The sequence below is a fragment of the Niallia sp. Marseille-Q9988 genome (assembly GCF_976954375.1).
The window spans coordinates 90,475-106,007 of sequence record NZ_CDRJSZ010000009.1 but is presented as its reverse complement, the minus strand read 5'-3'; the positions used below and the strand labels follow the sequence as shown (position 1 = coordinate 106,007).

The following is a 15,533-nucleotide window of genomic DNA, read 5'->3' as shown; positions in this document are numbered from 1 at the left end:
TCCATATTTTCTATTGCTAAAATTAATCGTATGTACGTACCTTCTACTGGTGAAATGTTTATTTTTGTTGTACTCATTTGTAACCTCCTCTTACTTGAAACCACAAAATTGACCCTTTTTATCATATGACAACATACCCTTTATTATAACGAAAAAAGTGTACCAATAAGATAACAGGATAAATCAATAATATTATTTCAATATATTTTTTCTGTTATAACAGTACTACCTTTTTCTCCTACCTTGTATATTCTTGTCTTTCTTAAGTTATATTGCAAATAAAATGCTTATAAGTTTTTCAAATCGAAAGTTAATGCTTTTAAAAGGAAAAAAATAAATCTAAAGTGTATAATAAAGGATATTACCTTATTAATAGTTAAAAGGGAAATTTAGGTTGAGGAGTTTTGAATATGAAGGAAATTAAAACAGTAGAAACATTTGAAGAAATCATTAACAATGGCGAAACAAATATCGTAAAGTTTTTTACCACTTGGTGTCCAGATTGCACAAGAATGGATATGTTCATAGGGGAAATTATGGAAGCTAATAACGATAAAACCTGGTATAGCCTTAATAAGGATGAATTACCAGAAATAGCTGAAAAGTATGACGTAATGGGAATTCCAAGTCTGTTAATTTTTAAAGATGGCAAAAAAACAGGTCACCTACATAGTGCCAATGCAAAAACACCAGAACAAGTAGAAGAATTTTTGACAGCACAAAAGTAAATTTTTTGATAGAAAAGACGAGAAGAATTCCCTTCTCGTCTTTTCTATTGCCTTTTCTACTCTATAATCAACCAGTGTTGCGTAAACCTGCAGCAATACCATTAATCGTTAGAAGCACTTGATTCATTAATTCCTTATCCGGTATTTCTTGTTCACGAAGCTGTTTAATTAACTCTACTTGGAAGAAATTCAATGGGTCGACATATGGGTTTCTTCTATAAACAGATTCTTGAATTGTCGGCGTATGATCAAGTAATTCTTCAATTCCCGTAATTTCGAGTAATATTGCCTTTGTCTTATCATATTCTTCTTTAATATTTTGATAAATGCGATTACCAATAGCTTCATTTTCAACAAGGGAAGAATATTCTCTAGCAGTTGTTAAGTCTGCTTTCATTAGAGCCATTTGTAAATTATCAATCGTGGATCGGAAGAATGGCCACTTAGCATACATTTGCTTTAAAATTTCAATATTGCCTTGCTTTTGATTTGCAAATTCAGAAAGACCAGTACCAGAAGCATACCATGCAGGTAGCAATTGCCTACTTTGAGTCCATGCAAATACCCATGGAATGGCACGTAAATTTTCAAATGTAGTTTTATTTTTTCTACTCATTGGTCGAGAACCAATTTTTAAGTTTCCTATTTCGTTTAAAGGTGTCGCTTCTTTAAAATAGGTCATAAAATCAGGATCATTAAATACTAGTGATTGATATTTTGCCAAAGAAATAGCAGATATTTCTTCCATGGAACTTTCCCAAAGGCTTCTTTCCTCTTTATGTTCACTAATATCCTTCGAGATATGAGCAATTGCCATTAACAATGTCGACGTTGCTTGTTCCAAGCTTCGATAAGCAATATCTTCCAACAAATAACGAGAAGATAATACTTCCCCTTGTTCTGTAATCTTTACTCCATCCCCTAATGTTTCAGCTGGTTGAGATAGAATGCTTTTATTTAAAGGACCGCCGCCACGACCAAGGGAACCACCGCGGCCATGGAAAAACTTCAAGCCGATTTGATAATTGCTTGCCATTTGGTGAATCTCTCGTTGTGCCTTAAATAGCTTCCAGTTCGCCGTTAATGTACCGCCATCCTTACTTCCGTCAGAATATCCTAACATAATTTCCTGTTGGTCATTATGCCGTCTTAAATGCTCTCTATATACTGGCATACGAAATAAAGTTTCCACAATTTCTGGACCTGCAATTAAATCCTCGATTGTTTCTAATAATGGTGCAACATTTAAATGACTTTCAACTGTTCCATCAGCATGTAAGCGATAAATTCCCGCTTCTTTTGCCAATACAAGCACCTCAAGAATATCACTTGGTGATCGTGTCATACTTATTAAATAAACATTAATTGCACGCTCACCAAATTTTTTATGAGCTTCCCTAATCATCGTAAAAGTACTAATCATTTCCTGTGTTTCTTTTGAGTAGTCTTCGTTTAGCAAAAGAATCGGACGAGGATCTTTTAAAACAGACTCCAATATACCTAATTTTTCATTTTCAGGTAGATTTTTATAATCATCTGTTATGCCAACTTTGCGCAAAATCTCATCGATTGCAGATTCATGTTCTCCACTATGGTTTCGAATATCCAATGTTGCTAAATGAAAGCCAAATAATTGCACTTGACGAATTAATTTTTGCAAATCCTTTTGCTGATGAGCTTTCGGCTGATGTAGTGCAAAGCTTTCTTGAATTATGTATAAATCTTCTAACAATTCTTCTGCTTTAACATAGCCTTTTTCAGATTTCCCATATTCTTTTAATCTTTCTAAAATAATTGAAAACTTTCTGCGGTATACTTCTTTTTCTACTGGCCATTTCTTTTCAGGAGTCAAATATAGCTGTTCTTCTTCCATAATCGTTTGAATTAGCTTCGAACTAACTTTCACTCGATTAGTGGAATGACTAAATTTCTTCATTAATTCATCGACTGCACCGATGTATTTTTGAATTACTAATTCATTTTGCTTATGAAGTGTTTGCCATGTAACATCTGGAGTTACATTCGGATTACCATCTCTGTCTCCACCGATCCAAGAACCGAACCATAGAAAATTAGGTACTTTCCATTCAAAGTTAGGATAGTTTTCTTGAAGTGCATCTTGAACTTCTTGATGGATTTCCGGAAGAACATCAAACAAAGTTTGTTCAAAATAATACAGCCCATTTCTTACTTCATCCATTACAGTAGGACGTTCTTGACGAAGCTCATCCGTTTGCCACATGATGGTAATTTCCTCAAATAAATCATCATTGAAATGTTGTCGTTCTTTCTTTGTCAGCATCGGATTATCAAGTTGTTTTAAGATAGTTGCAATTCTTTTTTGGCTTTCTAGAATCGTACGTTTTGTTGATTCAGTCGGATGTGCAGTAATAATCAATTCTAATGAAAGGGTATTTAGCACCTCTTGAATCGTTTCTTCCGATAAATTCTTTTGTTTAAATGCCATAATTGCACGCTCAATGGAATATGGCTGGACGCCTTTTTCCTGACTTAATTGATATTCTCTTTTGCGACGAATACGGTGGTTTAATTCAGCTACATTCACCAAATGAAAATATTTGGAAAATGCTCGAATAACTTGTCGACGTACAGGCTTTTCTAATTGCTCCATTTCAAGCTTTAATTGATTATATGTATGTTCATTGTTTGTCTCGCGCAGTTCCTTTGCTAACTTACGTATGATCTCAACCTTCTCTAATAATTCTTGACCACCATGGTGGATAAGTACTTCACCAAGAATATTTCCGAGGTGTTTTACATCTTTTCGCAAAGGTAAACTACTCTCATTTCCTTTTATCTTTGTTGTCATTAGATTACCATCCCTTAATCTAAATTTTTAATTAACTACTCTATTATCATTAATCGTATCACTATTCTTTTAAAAATTCATTAACTAAAATCAATTATTAATAGATAGAAAAGATAGATTACAGATAATCCATCTAATAATTATATTATTCATTCGGAAATACACTTAAAATGGATTTATATTCCAATCGCTGGCGCGTGTAATAAGAAAAAATTGGTAAAATTTAATTTTGGGCTCCAAATCTATATTACATAATTTATATAACCTAAATAATTTAATGTGTAAACCCATTTTCAAAAAATAACTGAAAATTGACGGATTTTTTTTGGTACATGTTCCATTTAGAAGCAAATTATATCACATTTATAACAGGATGAAAACAAGCACTAGCGTTATGTGTTTTATTATATAAAAAGAGGAAGTGTTTCCACTTCCTCTTTTTTTAATGATGATGATGTTCTTTCGCTGGGTTATAAATTGTAAAACCTGGTTGCGGAACATGAAAATATTGAATCCATACGCCATCCAAGAAATCAGCATCTCTTGTATCTAATAAGATCGGAATGTCTTTATCAGACTGAACAACTTCATCATGCTCGGTCTTTTGGTCCAATTTCAAATCATAATGTGCATGATTTCCATGATTCTCTGTTATGTATACACGAATCATTTCGCCTTCTTCCGCCTTTTCTAGCATTTGATTGAGTACTTTTACTGCGTGTCTGTTTATTTTGACTTTCATCTAAATATTCCTCCTAAAGCAAAACCTTGCCTTCTTCTAAATACTATTCCATTGTAATCTCCCAAAGAGATGTTTGCAAATATTCAAGCCTTTTTCAGCAATTTTCCTAAATGGTTCTTATTTGCATAGGAATCGTTAGAATGTCTTAGGTGCACTTAAAAAAGCAAATAAAAAAGCAACCCATTAACAAACCTGGATCGCTAATAAAATGATACTAATTAAATCATTGCAAGGTCTTTTTGAATGGCCTTTAAATCATTTAATTCTCTTGCAAATACGTCAAATTTCTCTTTATTTAAAACATCTAAAGACTCATTGACTTTATAGTCTAAATAATTCATTCTCAATTCCAGATCTAGTAATGAGGTAATCTTTTTATTTGCGATAAATTCTTCTATTTCATCAACAAACATAAAGAAACTATAATCATTTATCATAACGAGTAGAAGCCAACCAAGGGAATCTACATACTTTTTTTCTTCTGTAACTGTAATAATATCCCCTTTATGTAAATCAAGTATGAATGTATGTTCAGGTCTAGGACAGGTACATTCGATCATATATTGAAATGGAGTTAAAACAATGAAATCATTTTTCACTATATCTTACACCTTCCTAATCTTTTCTTTATATTATTTGTCTTTATTTTAAATGAAAATGATTATCACTGTCAATTATTTTTCTTATAATTATACTGAAAATACAAATATATTTTTCTAAGACCAGCAGCATGACTACACTTTGATTTCCATGGGGCAACCGACAAGCCTTACTCGCCATTCTAGGAAGGAGACAGCCTAAATAAAAAACCTTTCATATCTCCTTTAATTTTCTAATCGCAGGAAATTTATGAAAGGTTTTCTAAATTTCTGATTCTTAAACAGAATGTGTTTCTACAACCGTACTAGTTTCTACACTACCTTTGACTGTATTTCGGTGCGCTATTTTTTCCTTAAAAGTACTCATCATAAAGGAAATAATAAACACAGACACTATACTATATAAGCCTCTAACTATACCTACACTATATAGACCAATCAAAATAACAATTGTATCAAAAATAAAATTTGTCTTCCCCATATTCCAGTTAAATTGCTTTTGAAGAGTAATAGACAAAATCTGTGCTCCTCCTAATGAAGAGCCATTCATAAATAAAATAATCGTTCCTATCCCAATAATGAATCCGCCCATAATCGAACCTAATAAAGGATAAAAAGCTATGGATGGAAGAATAATTGGGAGTAAAGAAGAAAATAAAGTAACTAAGGATACGGCTAATATTGTTGAAAATGTAAACTTCTTTCCCATTTTAAAATAAGCCAGTATATAAAACGGGATGTTTATTAAGGTGAATAAAATGGAAAAAGAAATAGGTAGCAAATAAGATACACTTAATGCCAGACCTGCTGTTCCTCCTGTAACGATGGACGAGCCTTTTAATAAATACAAACCAAATGACGTAAGAAAACATCCGAACATCATAACTGTCATTTTTTTCAAATATAACACTCCTAAAGTAACGTAAAGTAAGTGGAATAGTAATTTGAGGATTCATGGGTGAAATCCTATAAAAATATGTGGTTTTTTTGTGGAATTCTTACATATATAATGATAGAATATATCGAAGCAATTTTACATACCAATCTGAATGTATTTACCCTGTACACCCTCAAATTCGCATAAATAATTATACTAATACATTCAATTTGCAAAAAGGAGCATTTATTGAAATGGATAAAGTTGACATACAATTACTTAAAATTTTACAGGAAGATGCCAGAATTACGGTTAGTGATTTATCCAAAAAATTAGCATTAAGCCGTCCAAGTGTGTCTGAAAGGCTGTTGCGACTGCAAGAAAAAGGAATTATTTTAGAGTTCAGTGCGAGAATATCGCCTGCAAAACTAGGCAGAGAAACCCTCTTATTCATTCAAATTAGCGAGCTTAAAGAAGAACCACATGTGTTTGAGGAATTCATCAAATCAGAAACAGATATTATTGAATGTCATCGGGTGACTGGACCTGTAAGCTATACTATAAAAGCAGCTGTTTCAGGAATAGATGGGATGAGAAACTTAGTTGATCGACTTATCCCGTATGGAGCGATAAATACATCAGTCATTTTAGCATCCCCAGTTCCTTACAGACATATATTGCCAAATGACCAACCAGAAGATTAAGGTGAAAAGTCTGGTAATCATAAGCATATTTAATCGCTTATGATTACCAGACTTTTAATCTTTCTTATTCAAAATGGGCAATAAATCATGAAGATCATGTATCTCATAAGTAGGCTGAATTTCCTTTTTTTCTACATGCTCCCGATTTATCCAGACTGATTTAATTCCCGTTTTATTCGCACCTTTAATATCTGTCATCAAATTATCTCCCACCATTAAACATTCCGACTTATCTACACCAAGTAGTGAAACAGCATGTTCAAAGATGGACGGGTCAGGCTTTCCTTTTCCAAAATCCCCAGAAATGACAATATGATCAAAATAAGGAGAAATTTCAGGCGTAATGGATAGCTTTGTATTTTGCAAATGAGGGGAACCATTTGTCAATAATAATAAGGAGTACTTTCCTTTTAATTGATCTAAAATAGAAAAGGTTTCCTCATAAACATGTGGCGATTGCTTTCTGTATTCTGGAAAAGCTTCTGCTAATTTCTCTCCAAATTTCGGATCATCAATTCCTAATGCTAGCAAACCTTTTGTCCATGCCTCTTTTCGATAAATCGGAATAATCTCTCTCATTTTTGGAAATGAAGCATGCTCTTCAAGAAATTCTCCCCACAGTCCTTCGAATGGATTAATGCCAATCATTTTCGTAAAAGCATAGGTATCATATCCTTCATATAGAGCTCTTGCCTCTTTGCGAACCGCTTCTTCTAAATGTTCGGCAGAAATATTAAATTTTTCTTCTGCAAGCTTGCATGTCTTTAAAAAAGCGTCTTGCACACTTTTTTTATCCCATAACAACGTGTCATCTAAATCAAATAGAATTGCTTTAATTGTCATTCTCCACGTTCTCCTTTTTTATGTAAGCGATGATTTATTGAAAAATTACTTTTTCAAATAGAATAAAAGAAAAAGTTACCTTCTTTAATAGATTACAAACGTTTTACGATTACGTAAACCCTATATTTAAATAAAAAGGATTCTGCAATCTTTATGCAAAATCCTTTTAACAGTACCTATCCAGTACATTAATATTCTAAAATATCATTTGCGTTTTTTTATAAAAACGACTTTTAAATAATTACTCTCTTTTACATCTTTTATATTGGCAAAATCATTTGGTAAGCCAAATTGCTCTAAAATTTGATATCTGTCTTTTTGATGGGAAAAGGCTGCATCGATAAAGCTTTTGAATTTTTTCATATCAATAGTAGCACAATTAGTGGAAGCGACAATGATTCCATCATTATTAGTAATCGCAATTGCTTCCTTAAGTAAATTTGTATAGTCTTTTGCTGCTCGAAAAGTATGTTTTTTGGAACGAGCAAAGCTTGGTGGATCCAGAATGACCATGTCAAAGGAAAACTGTTTCTTTACTGCATACTTAAAATAATGAAAAACATCTTCTACTATAATGTTTTGACTCGTTAAATCTATTTCATTTAGTAAGAAGTTATCTGCTGTTTTTTGTTTGGAGCGATTCGCTAAATCAACACTTGTTGTTGATTTACTGCCACCAACTGCTGCGGCCACGGAAAATGCACCAGTATAAGAGAAGGTATTTAGAACGTTTTTACCATGCGCATATTTTTCGCGAATGGTTCTACGCACATCTCGTTGGTCTAAAAAGATCCCTGTCATAGCTCCTTCGTTTAAGTTTACCGCATATTTAACACCATTCTCTAATACAGTAATGGGAAACTCCCCTCTTTTGCCGCTCACAAAATCATCATCTTCTAAATAAGTTCCTTTTTGATCAAATCTTTTTTTCTCGTATATCCCGTCCACATCTAATAATTGTTGTAACGATTCTACAATCCAGCTTTTGTATTTATAAATTCCAATACTGTACCATTGTATTAAAAGATATTTGTTATAAGAATCCACAGTGAATCCACCAATTCCATCCCCTTCTCCATTAAAAATACGAAAAGCTGTTGTATTTGTATCTTTAAAATAGGAAACTCTTCTATCAATCGCTTTCTTCAATTTCCTTTTAAAAAATGAAGCATCAATAGGAATGTTTTGCTCTCTCGATAAAATCCAGCCGATTCCTTTATTTTGAATGGCATAATATCCTCTGCCAATAAACTTATTCCTTTTTGTTACGACATCGATTATTTGCCCTTCTTCTAGACTGTTGGTAGATGCAATAGCGTCTTTATATAATAAGGGATTACCATTTAGGAGGTTTTTTTCATACGGAGTTTCAATTTGTACTGTTACAATATCCATTTTGTCACCTTTTACTTTCAGAGCTGATATTTTATTTCTTTTTCTATTATACATGAAATGATGATAGACGCTAGTGCTAGAGGGTATTCACATAGATAGGCATCCTATAATTAGCAGGATGCCTCTGTTTCTTTTATTTTGCGGTAATGATTTCATCTACAATCCCATAACTTTTTGCTTCTTCTGCACTCATAAAGTAATCTCTTTCTGTGTCATGTGCTATTTTTTCAATAGACTGACCTGTTTTATCTGCAATAATCTGATTTATATGACTTTTAAGCTTCACTATTCTTCTGGCAGAAATTTCTATTTCTGTTGCTTGCCCCTTTGTACCACCTAATGGCTGATGAATCATAATTTCACTATTCGGCAAGGCATATCTTTTTCCTTTCGCGCCAGCAAGGAGCAATAACGCACCAAAGGAGGCTGCCATTCCTGTACAAATCGTACGAACATCTGGTTTGATATAGTGCATCGTGTCAAATATAGCAAAGCCAGCTGAAGTTGATCCTCCTGGACTATTTATATATAAGGAAATATCTTTATCTGGATCCTCGGCCGCGAGAAATAACAATTGTGCGACAATATTATTGGCGACAGCATCATTGATTTCATCGCCTAGCATGATAATTCTGTCCTTCAATAATCTTGAATAGATGTCATAGGATCTTTCTCCACCTGATGATTGTTCAATTACATATGGAATCGTGCTCATTTTTTTCGCTCCCATTTTAATAAAGTGTTTAAGCTGCCATAAGCATGGAATGATGTGACGGATATTTTTTCACTTGTTTCGCTAATACGCTTTCCTTATAGATGAAGTTAAACAATATAGCTGGATCTTCCTTTTTTAAAACTTCATAATAGAGGTAACTAAGTGCATCTCTATTTTCTTCTAGATGAAGTTTTCCAGAAGAGCCATCTTTTTTTAATTGAGTTCTTGCCCGAAATAAAACTGATTTAGCTGCAGTCTCACTCATATTTAGTTGCTCGCCAACCTCTTTCAAACGAAATTGAAATCCTTCCACAAGCATATATACGATACCTTGTTTTAATGTCAGCTTTTCAGCAAGATATTCAGCAAGTATCATGGAAGTTAAACTATTTTTTTCTATTCCTATTTCTTTTGCTTGGATGCCAATTAGGTCTTTCTTTTTTCTTTGCTTATCGATTCGCTTATTTCTGGCTATTTTTTTTAGTAATGCCGGTGTAATATCTTGCTCTTTATAATTTTCTATCGCTTTTAAAAGAGAATCTTGGATTAAATCTTCCCGTTCCCATTTGTCCATCGAAAGATATTGACAATAAAGGTCGAGTTTTCGATACAGTTCGTTTATATCTGGTAGTTCCCCTCTCATCCTTTCATCCCTCCTTTGGCTGTTTATATATTAAACGTTTGAAAAAGCAAAAAAGATACGGGGATAATACATTTATTTCTTTTCATTTTTGCTTTCTTCTAATCGATACTTTTTTCCATTCTCATTTTCTGCCGTTTCATCATCTAGGTTCATTGATGCAAGCAACTTTCTTGCTCGGTCTTCCATCATGTTATAGCTTTGCCACTTTACATCTCTTTTTTCAAGAAGTTCTTTTTTTGCGAGTAATACATGTTTTATGCTATTCATTTCTCGATTTCTTTCGTAATAATTCATTAGAACAGGAACTGTAGAAAGGGATAGTGATTCAATATATTGTAAATCGATTAAATTTGTCTCTTCAAATCGCTCTAAATTTTTACTAACGATAAATCGATCCACATCAATTACATTAAGCCCACAGTAATATAACAATGCAAGCAGCAAAAAAATGCGCATAAGCTGAATTTTTTCTATCCAAATCTTAATCATCGTAAAAGCAAATAACACTGCTAATAGGAAAATAAAGGAATGGGAAAACAATCGTAAATATGTGTAGCCGTAAGCCTGTTCATATAAGCTTAATCGCAAATGTGCAGATAAAAGAATTATAAAACTGAAAATAATTAGTAAGGATAAACTAGTTTTTATTAAGATGGTTCTACTTTTACTAAATCTATTGACTAATAAGGTGATTGAGATATTAATAATCGTTACAATAATCAACTCAAAAAATCCTCTTTTTGCATAAGTTGCATAGGTAAAACCATTCATTAATACATCATTAAAAAAATATTGAAACTCAAATATTGTATAAAACAAATACAATCCATTTATAGAAATTAAAATTGTTAATAAGGTCGCTTGTTCCCAACTCCTATTTATTTCCTTTTTATCTTTCAAAATTATAACTGACTTCTTGCTAATTGTTTTTATCCATAGTACTAAAAAAACAAATACTAAGAGGATACGGAGGAAAATACTTATTTTATCTATATTAAACGATACAAGATGTGTAATCATTTTTTCAATCAAAATGCTAAAATACTGGTCTGATGAACTTAAGAGAAAAATTAAGACAAATAATATTGGTAATACGATAACAATTCCTAATAATATTCTTTTTGCTATAGCATAATTCCTTTCATTCTCATATTCCTTTATCCTTTTTCGCACAAGTATTGAAAGATACCTACTAAATTTAAATAAGGAGGAAAATTTCTTTTGCATGTACCAAAGGAATTCAACATTGCTCCAACTAAGAAAAGATGGACTTGTGATTAGAATTGTATGTACACCTATTAACAGAAAGATGACCAACAGATTAACAGCATAAAAAGGTGGATTTGCAACGAAAACGAAAGACAAAGTTAAAGTCCAAATACATATAAAAATATAAATTCCAACGATTCGATGTGTATGAGTCTCCTTTTTCGTCATGTAAAAATAAAAAACATAATAAGCGACAACAAAAAAGCTAAGAGAAATACCAATTTTCTCTGTAAATAATGTCACTTCTGCAAAAATGGCAAGCAATAAACATCCGATAAAATAAAAACTATTTTTCTTATTCATTTCCATCTTCTCCTTTACATAGAAATTCTATATAGTTATTTAAAAAAATAACACCATTATACAAAGTAATTCTAGGTAGAATAAAGAAGAACAACTTAAATAGACTTCGTTGTTCCAAAGCGAAATGCGAGAAAACATATTGGGTACAAAATAATCGTAAATGCGATACAAATCAAGATAAATTCAGGTGTAAGTAATGGATCAAAAAAGGTTATGGGAATAATGTTGAAAACAACTGAGCACATTAACATAATATTCGGAATTAACGAGATACAAAACGTTTTCATTAATAATTTTTTACCACCAAGTCCAAATTCCTTCCCGACTTCATACCCTAGTAAGAGCCAAAAAAATAAATAGAGCACAATAAGAAAGAATGGAATACTAGTAAGAAATAACCATAATCTACTAATGATTGGATTCGAAATGTGATGGTAAATAATCGTTAAACCAATCCCACCTGTAAAGAATATTAAATTTGCCAAAAAGAAATTCCATTGCGTATTCTTTGCTGTCATGGTTAGTTCTTCTTGATATAATGCAGCAATTTCTTGAGGTGTGCCTAACTTTTCTACCGCGATAAGGATTGCTTCTTTTACTGTGCACTGCTCGCTTAATAGAATATCTTCTAGCAAATCAGTGAGATGATGCTCATATTCCATGCATATCTCCTCTGATTGATTATGGTTCTTTAATAACTCTCGAAGTTGTTTCATAAAGGAATCTTTTGAATAAATCATAGCCCTTTTCTTCCGATCACTTTATCTATGGTTTGCACAAAATTTTTCCATTCAGTGGTCTTTTGCTCCAAGATTTGAAGACCTGTCTCTGTTATTCGATAATATTTTCTCGCTGGCCCTTTTTCTGATTCTTTCCAAAATGATTCTACATATTCTTGTTTCTCCAATTTATGTAGGGCAGGATATAAGGTCCCTTCTTTTACCTGTAAAGAGTAGTCGCTTCTCCTCTCCATCTCTTTAACAAGTTCATATCCATACATTTCTTTTTCTGCTAAAAGCTGGAGCAGGATTAAGGAGGTACTCCCTTTTACCAATTCTCTGTTAAACATTTTTTCACCTACCTAGAATTAAAATGTACTATAGGTAGTATTTTAGCGTCCAAACCTATATAATGCAATATTTTGCTACAATTCCTTGTATGAGTAAAATGTTTGTGGGAGAATAAATATCCTTTTTGTCTAGTTGGGGGACTCGTCCCCCAACTAGACAAAAAGGCCACCAAGCGAGAGCGCGGTAGCTGGAAAAAATTAAGCATTAAAAAAGAGAGCTTCCTTTTGTAAAGTAGAATTTGACTAGAAAACTACGAAAAGGAGAGGCTCTCATGAATCAATGTAACACAAAAATGCCATCATTAAAAGAATTGGAAAAAACTTTATTTCGAACACTACAAATGACGTTTCAAGAAATTCTTGTTCAAACATTAGAAAATTGGGATCAAGAGATTGCTCAGCAACGAGACAAAAGAAGATTTGCTTTACGAGATAAGCGAGAAATACGAGTAGATACAGCGTTTGGAGCAGTGGCGTTGAAGCGTAATTATTATTTCGATCGAGTGACCAAAAAATATATTTGTCTGTTAGATCACTACTTACAGTTTCAAGGGAATAAAGGGATTTAGTCCACTACTAGAAGAATGGGGGTTAGAACTAGCGACGAATGGCTCCTCCTATCGAAAGGCGGTGGAAACGTTCGAACAATTTTTAGGCTATTCGGCGATGAGCCATGAAGCATTACGGCAACATCTTCTTCAAACAAACGTACTTCCCGCTAAGGAAAAACGCCCTTTTCAAAAGGTATTGTTCGTCGAAGTAGATGGATTATATGTGAAGAGCCAAGAAAAGAAAAAGCGTGGATGGGAGTTGAAATTCGCCGCTGTACACGAGGGATGGAAAGAAAACGGAAAGCGAGTCAGACTCCGAAATAAAAGGCATTTTCTCTATGAAGGAAAAGAACCCTTTTGGGAAGCCTTTGAAACGTTCTTACAGAATAATTATGCGTATGATCCTACCCAAACCTTGCTTATTATTAATGGCGATGGAGCAGGCTGGATAACGGCATGTCGAGAGTATTTTCGGGAACGCGCCTTTTTCACCATGGATCGTTTTCATGTCGCTCGTTCAATGAAGCAACTAATGAAGAGCCATCCTCGATACCGCTACATGAAAAGAGCGTTAAAAAACTACCAGGTAGAAACATTACTTCTAGAGTTGAATAGCGCAGTAGGAACAATGGATACACCAGAAGAAGAAGAAAAACTAGAGCATTTCCTCGGCTTTTTAACGCATCATCAGGAAACCATAAAAGATTACCGTAGTTGGTTACAGGAGAAAGGCTTGGACACGACAGCGTATCGTCCAATGGGAAGTGCAGAGGCAATGATGAATCAATTAGCCAAACGATTAAAGAATGGAAGAGCATGGAGCAAAAAAGGGGTCATGAGCATGGCACGTTTGTGGATTGGATTGAAGGATGACCTATCCATCCAAACGATATATGGGAAATGGGAGAAAGAAAAAAGCCTAAATACATCAAAGAAAGAACATCAACCGAAAAGAAAAATATCCAGAAAATTAGTAACAGAAACCGTGCGTCAGAACCTGCCATACTTAAATCAAGCGATTGGAAAACCCATTCACTTTGCCTTACAGGGATTAAAAGGTTTTTAAAAAAGAAAAAGACGAAATTTTGATGAAAGAAAACATTTAGAAAACGGATACAAAATTAGAAGTTTTACTTTATAAAAAGGGAGCTAAAAAAAACTCCCACAAAAACTTGACTCAATCTCATATTAACCCCCTCTTGATTAGATTTTTACATTCGATTAAAGTTTAAGGATTTATCATTCTTGTTCAACTTCAATGAGTTTTATTAGCACATCTATAAAATATCGAAAAGATATTTTATAGATGTGTAGTTATATGAGAGATAAAATAACAGGCAGCGTTATTAAACTAGCTAATGTACTAAATAAAGTCGCACAAGAAACAAAATCTGGTTCTGTTCCATATTGAACAGCGTAAAGTGTCGTGTTTGCTGCAGCTGGCATTCCAGCAAGTAGGATCATGATTTGCTTTAATAGCTCATCTACTGGCAAAATGAATGTCAGAAGCCAGGCAATAACTGGCGAGACAATTAGCTTTAAAAACAAAGAGATGGATAAAGGTCGATAGGCAATTTTTCTGACACTTACATTAGCGAGCTGGATGCCCAATACAAGCATCACAGTTGGTATAGCTGCATTTCCAACTAGTTTAATAGCTTCTAGCATTGTTTCTCCAATCGGTATTTGCAAGGAATGAAAAATAGTACCTAATATCGCCCCATACATAACAGGTACCTTTAGCACTTTCTTTAAGGTATCTGTTCCGTTCCCGTCGTCAACAGAACCTTTCGCTGCATAGTAGACACCTATCGTCACCATGATTAATTGTTGAATAACCATTAAAATAACTGCATAATGTAAGCCAGGCTCACCGAACACGAATAAAACAAGTGGTGTGCCATAATTGCCGTTGTTCATAAATGCGGAAGATAAAATCATCCCACATGTCTTCCTAACCGAATACCCTCTAAAATAGCCAATAACATAAACAATAGCAACAATACCTAACACTAAAGTTAATGCATAAAGCGTCATATACAAATAGTCCATTGTAAAAGTTGTTTCATAAAATACACTAAATGACAATAATGGTGTCATTAAATAAACAGATACAGCTGATACAGATTTAATGTCAATATGAAGCTTCTTTTGCCCAATAAATCCAACAGCGAAAATAAAGAAAATCGGTAATAAAATACTTAAATACTCCAATATCATCATCCAATCTACCTAATGTATGGCTTCATCTAAAAGTAGAGTCTA

At 33.3% G+C, this 15,533-nt stretch carries 16 protein-coding genes; 4 read left to right on the top strand and 12 right to left on the bottom strand.

Annotated elements, in window-relative coordinates; translation table 11 throughout:
• The first annotated feature begins 410 nt into the window (after nucleotides 1-410).
• A complete protein-coding gene (locus tag ACWNMZ_RS17140) occupies nucleotides 411-728 on the top strand; it encodes a thioredoxin family protein (protein ID WP_031536788.1) in 318 nt (105 codons plus the stop codon).
• Between the two features lie 67 nt (nucleotides 729-795).
• Here the strand turns inward: ACWNMZ_RS17140 and ppc are convergent, their stop codons facing one another.
• From ppc to ACWNMZ_RS17120, 4 genes are all read right to left on the bottom strand, one after another.
• Nucleotides 796-3,558 carry a phosphoenolpyruvate carboxylase gene (gene ppc, locus ACWNMZ_RS17135; protein WP_031536787.1) on the bottom strand — a complete coding sequence of 921 codons (2,763 nt, stop codon included), beginning with the start codon at nucleotides 3,556-3,558 and terminating at the stop codon, nucleotides 796-798.
• Nucleotides 3,559-4,000: 442 nt separating this feature from the next.
• Nucleotides 4,001-4,300: a heme biosynthesis protein HemY gene (locus ACWNMZ_RS17130; RefSeq protein WP_031536786.1), complete on the bottom strand. Its 300-nt coding sequence runs from the start codon at nucleotides 4,298-4,300 to the stop codon at nucleotides 4,001-4,003.
• A gap of 218 nt (nucleotides 4,301-4,518) precedes the next feature.
• Nucleotides 4,519-4,899 carry a hypothetical protein gene (locus tag ACWNMZ_RS17125; protein ID WP_449598701.1) on the bottom strand — a complete coding sequence of 127 codons (381 nt, stop codon included), beginning with the start codon at nucleotides 4,897-4,899 and terminating at the stop codon, nucleotides 4,519-4,521.
• A gap of 277 nt (nucleotides 4,900-5,176) precedes the next feature.
• On the bottom strand, nucleotides 5,177-5,791 hold the full coding sequence (locus tag ACWNMZ_RS17120) for a YitT family protein (RefSeq protein ID WP_231512529.1): 615 nt from the start codon (nucleotides 5,789-5,791) through the stop codon (nucleotides 5,177-5,179).
• Between the two features lie 239 nt (nucleotides 5,792-6,030).
• Between ACWNMZ_RS17120 and ACWNMZ_RS17115 the strand changes: the two genes are divergently transcribed.
• Nucleotides 6,031-6,480: an Lrp/AsnC family transcriptional regulator gene (locus ACWNMZ_RS17115; RefSeq protein WP_031536783.1), complete on the top strand. Its 450-nt coding sequence runs from the start codon at nucleotides 6,031-6,033 to the stop codon at nucleotides 6,478-6,480.
• A gap of 54 nt (nucleotides 6,481-6,534) precedes the next feature.
• Here ACWNMZ_RS17115 and ACWNMZ_RS17110 read toward each other — a convergent pair whose 3' ends face one another.
• The 7 genes from ACWNMZ_RS17110 to ACWNMZ_RS17080 form a co-directional block, all read right to left on the bottom strand.
• The gene (locus tag ACWNMZ_RS17110) at nucleotides 6,535-7,323 is read right to left on the bottom strand and encodes an HAD family hydrolase (RefSeq protein ID WP_449598700.1); all 789 of its coding nucleotides are present in this window, start codon (nucleotides 7,321-7,323) and stop codon (nucleotides 6,535-6,537) included.
• A gap of 204 nt (nucleotides 7,324-7,527) precedes the next feature.
• Complete coding sequence (locus tag ACWNMZ_RS17105) at nucleotides 7,528-8,718, bottom strand: class I SAM-dependent rRNA methyltransferase (protein ID WP_235252139.1); 1,191 nt, start codon at nucleotides 8,716-8,718, stop codon at nucleotides 7,528-7,530.
• Between the two features lie 133 nt (nucleotides 8,719-8,851).
• The gene (gene clpP / locus ACWNMZ_RS17100; RefSeq protein WP_031536780.1) at nucleotides 8,852-9,433 is read right to left on the bottom strand and encodes an ATP-dependent Clp endopeptidase proteolytic subunit ClpP; all 582 of its coding nucleotides are present in this window, start codon (nucleotides 9,431-9,433) and stop codon (nucleotides 8,852-8,854) included.
• A 28-nt stretch (nucleotides 9,434-9,461) separates the two neighbouring features.
• Complete coding sequence (locus tag ACWNMZ_RS17095) at nucleotides 9,462-10,076, bottom strand: sigma factor-like helix-turn-helix DNA-binding protein (protein WP_031536779.1); 615 nt, start codon at nucleotides 10,074-10,076, stop codon at nucleotides 9,462-9,464.
• A 72-nt stretch (nucleotides 10,077-10,148) separates the two neighbouring features.
• A complete protein-coding gene (locus ACWNMZ_RS17090) occupies nucleotides 10,149-11,648 on the bottom strand; it encodes a DUF4153 domain-containing protein (protein WP_031536778.1) in 1,500 nt (499 codons plus the stop codon).
• 95 nt (nucleotides 11,649-11,743) lie between these two features.
• Nucleotides 11,744-12,388, bottom strand: coding sequence for a DUF1700 domain-containing protein (locus tag ACWNMZ_RS17085; RefSeq protein WP_031536777.1), 645 nt, complete (start codon nucleotides 12,386-12,388; stop codon nucleotides 11,744-11,746).
• Complete coding sequence (locus tag ACWNMZ_RS17080) at nucleotides 12,385-12,717, bottom strand: PadR family transcriptional regulator (RefSeq protein ID WP_235252140.1); 333 nt, start codon at nucleotides 12,715-12,717, stop codon at nucleotides 12,385-12,387. Before ACWNMZ_RS17080 ends, ACWNMZ_RS17085 begins: the two co-directional genes overlap by 4 nt.
• Before the next feature lie 272 nt (nucleotides 12,718-12,989).
• On the opposite strand from ACWNMZ_RS17080, the gene ACWNMZ_RS17075 reads away from it, so the two are divergent.
• Together ACWNMZ_RS17075 and ACWNMZ_RS17070 are read left to right on the top strand one after the other, a co-directional pair.
• Nucleotides 12,990-13,286 (top strand): UPF0236 family transposase-like protein, encoded by a 297-nt coding sequence (locus ACWNMZ_RS17075; protein WP_449598699.1) that lies wholly within the window; start codon nucleotides 12,990-12,992, stop codon nucleotides 13,284-13,286.
• Nucleotides 13,249-14,334 (top strand): ISLre2 family transposase, encoded by a 1,086-nt coding sequence (locus ACWNMZ_RS17070; RefSeq protein ID WP_449598710.1) that lies wholly within the window; start codon nucleotides 13,249-13,251, stop codon nucleotides 14,332-14,334. The genes ACWNMZ_RS17075 and ACWNMZ_RS17070 overlap by 38 nt, the downstream gene beginning before the upstream one ends.
• Before the next feature lie 248 nt (nucleotides 14,335-14,582).
• Here the strand turns inward: ACWNMZ_RS17070 and ACWNMZ_RS17065 are convergent, their stop codons facing one another.
• Nucleotides 14,583-15,482: an AEC family transporter gene (locus ACWNMZ_RS17065; protein WP_251628784.1), complete on the bottom strand. Its 900-nt coding sequence runs from the start codon at nucleotides 15,480-15,482 to the stop codon at nucleotides 14,583-14,585.
• Between the last annotated feature and the right edge of the window lie 51 nt (nucleotides 15,483-15,533).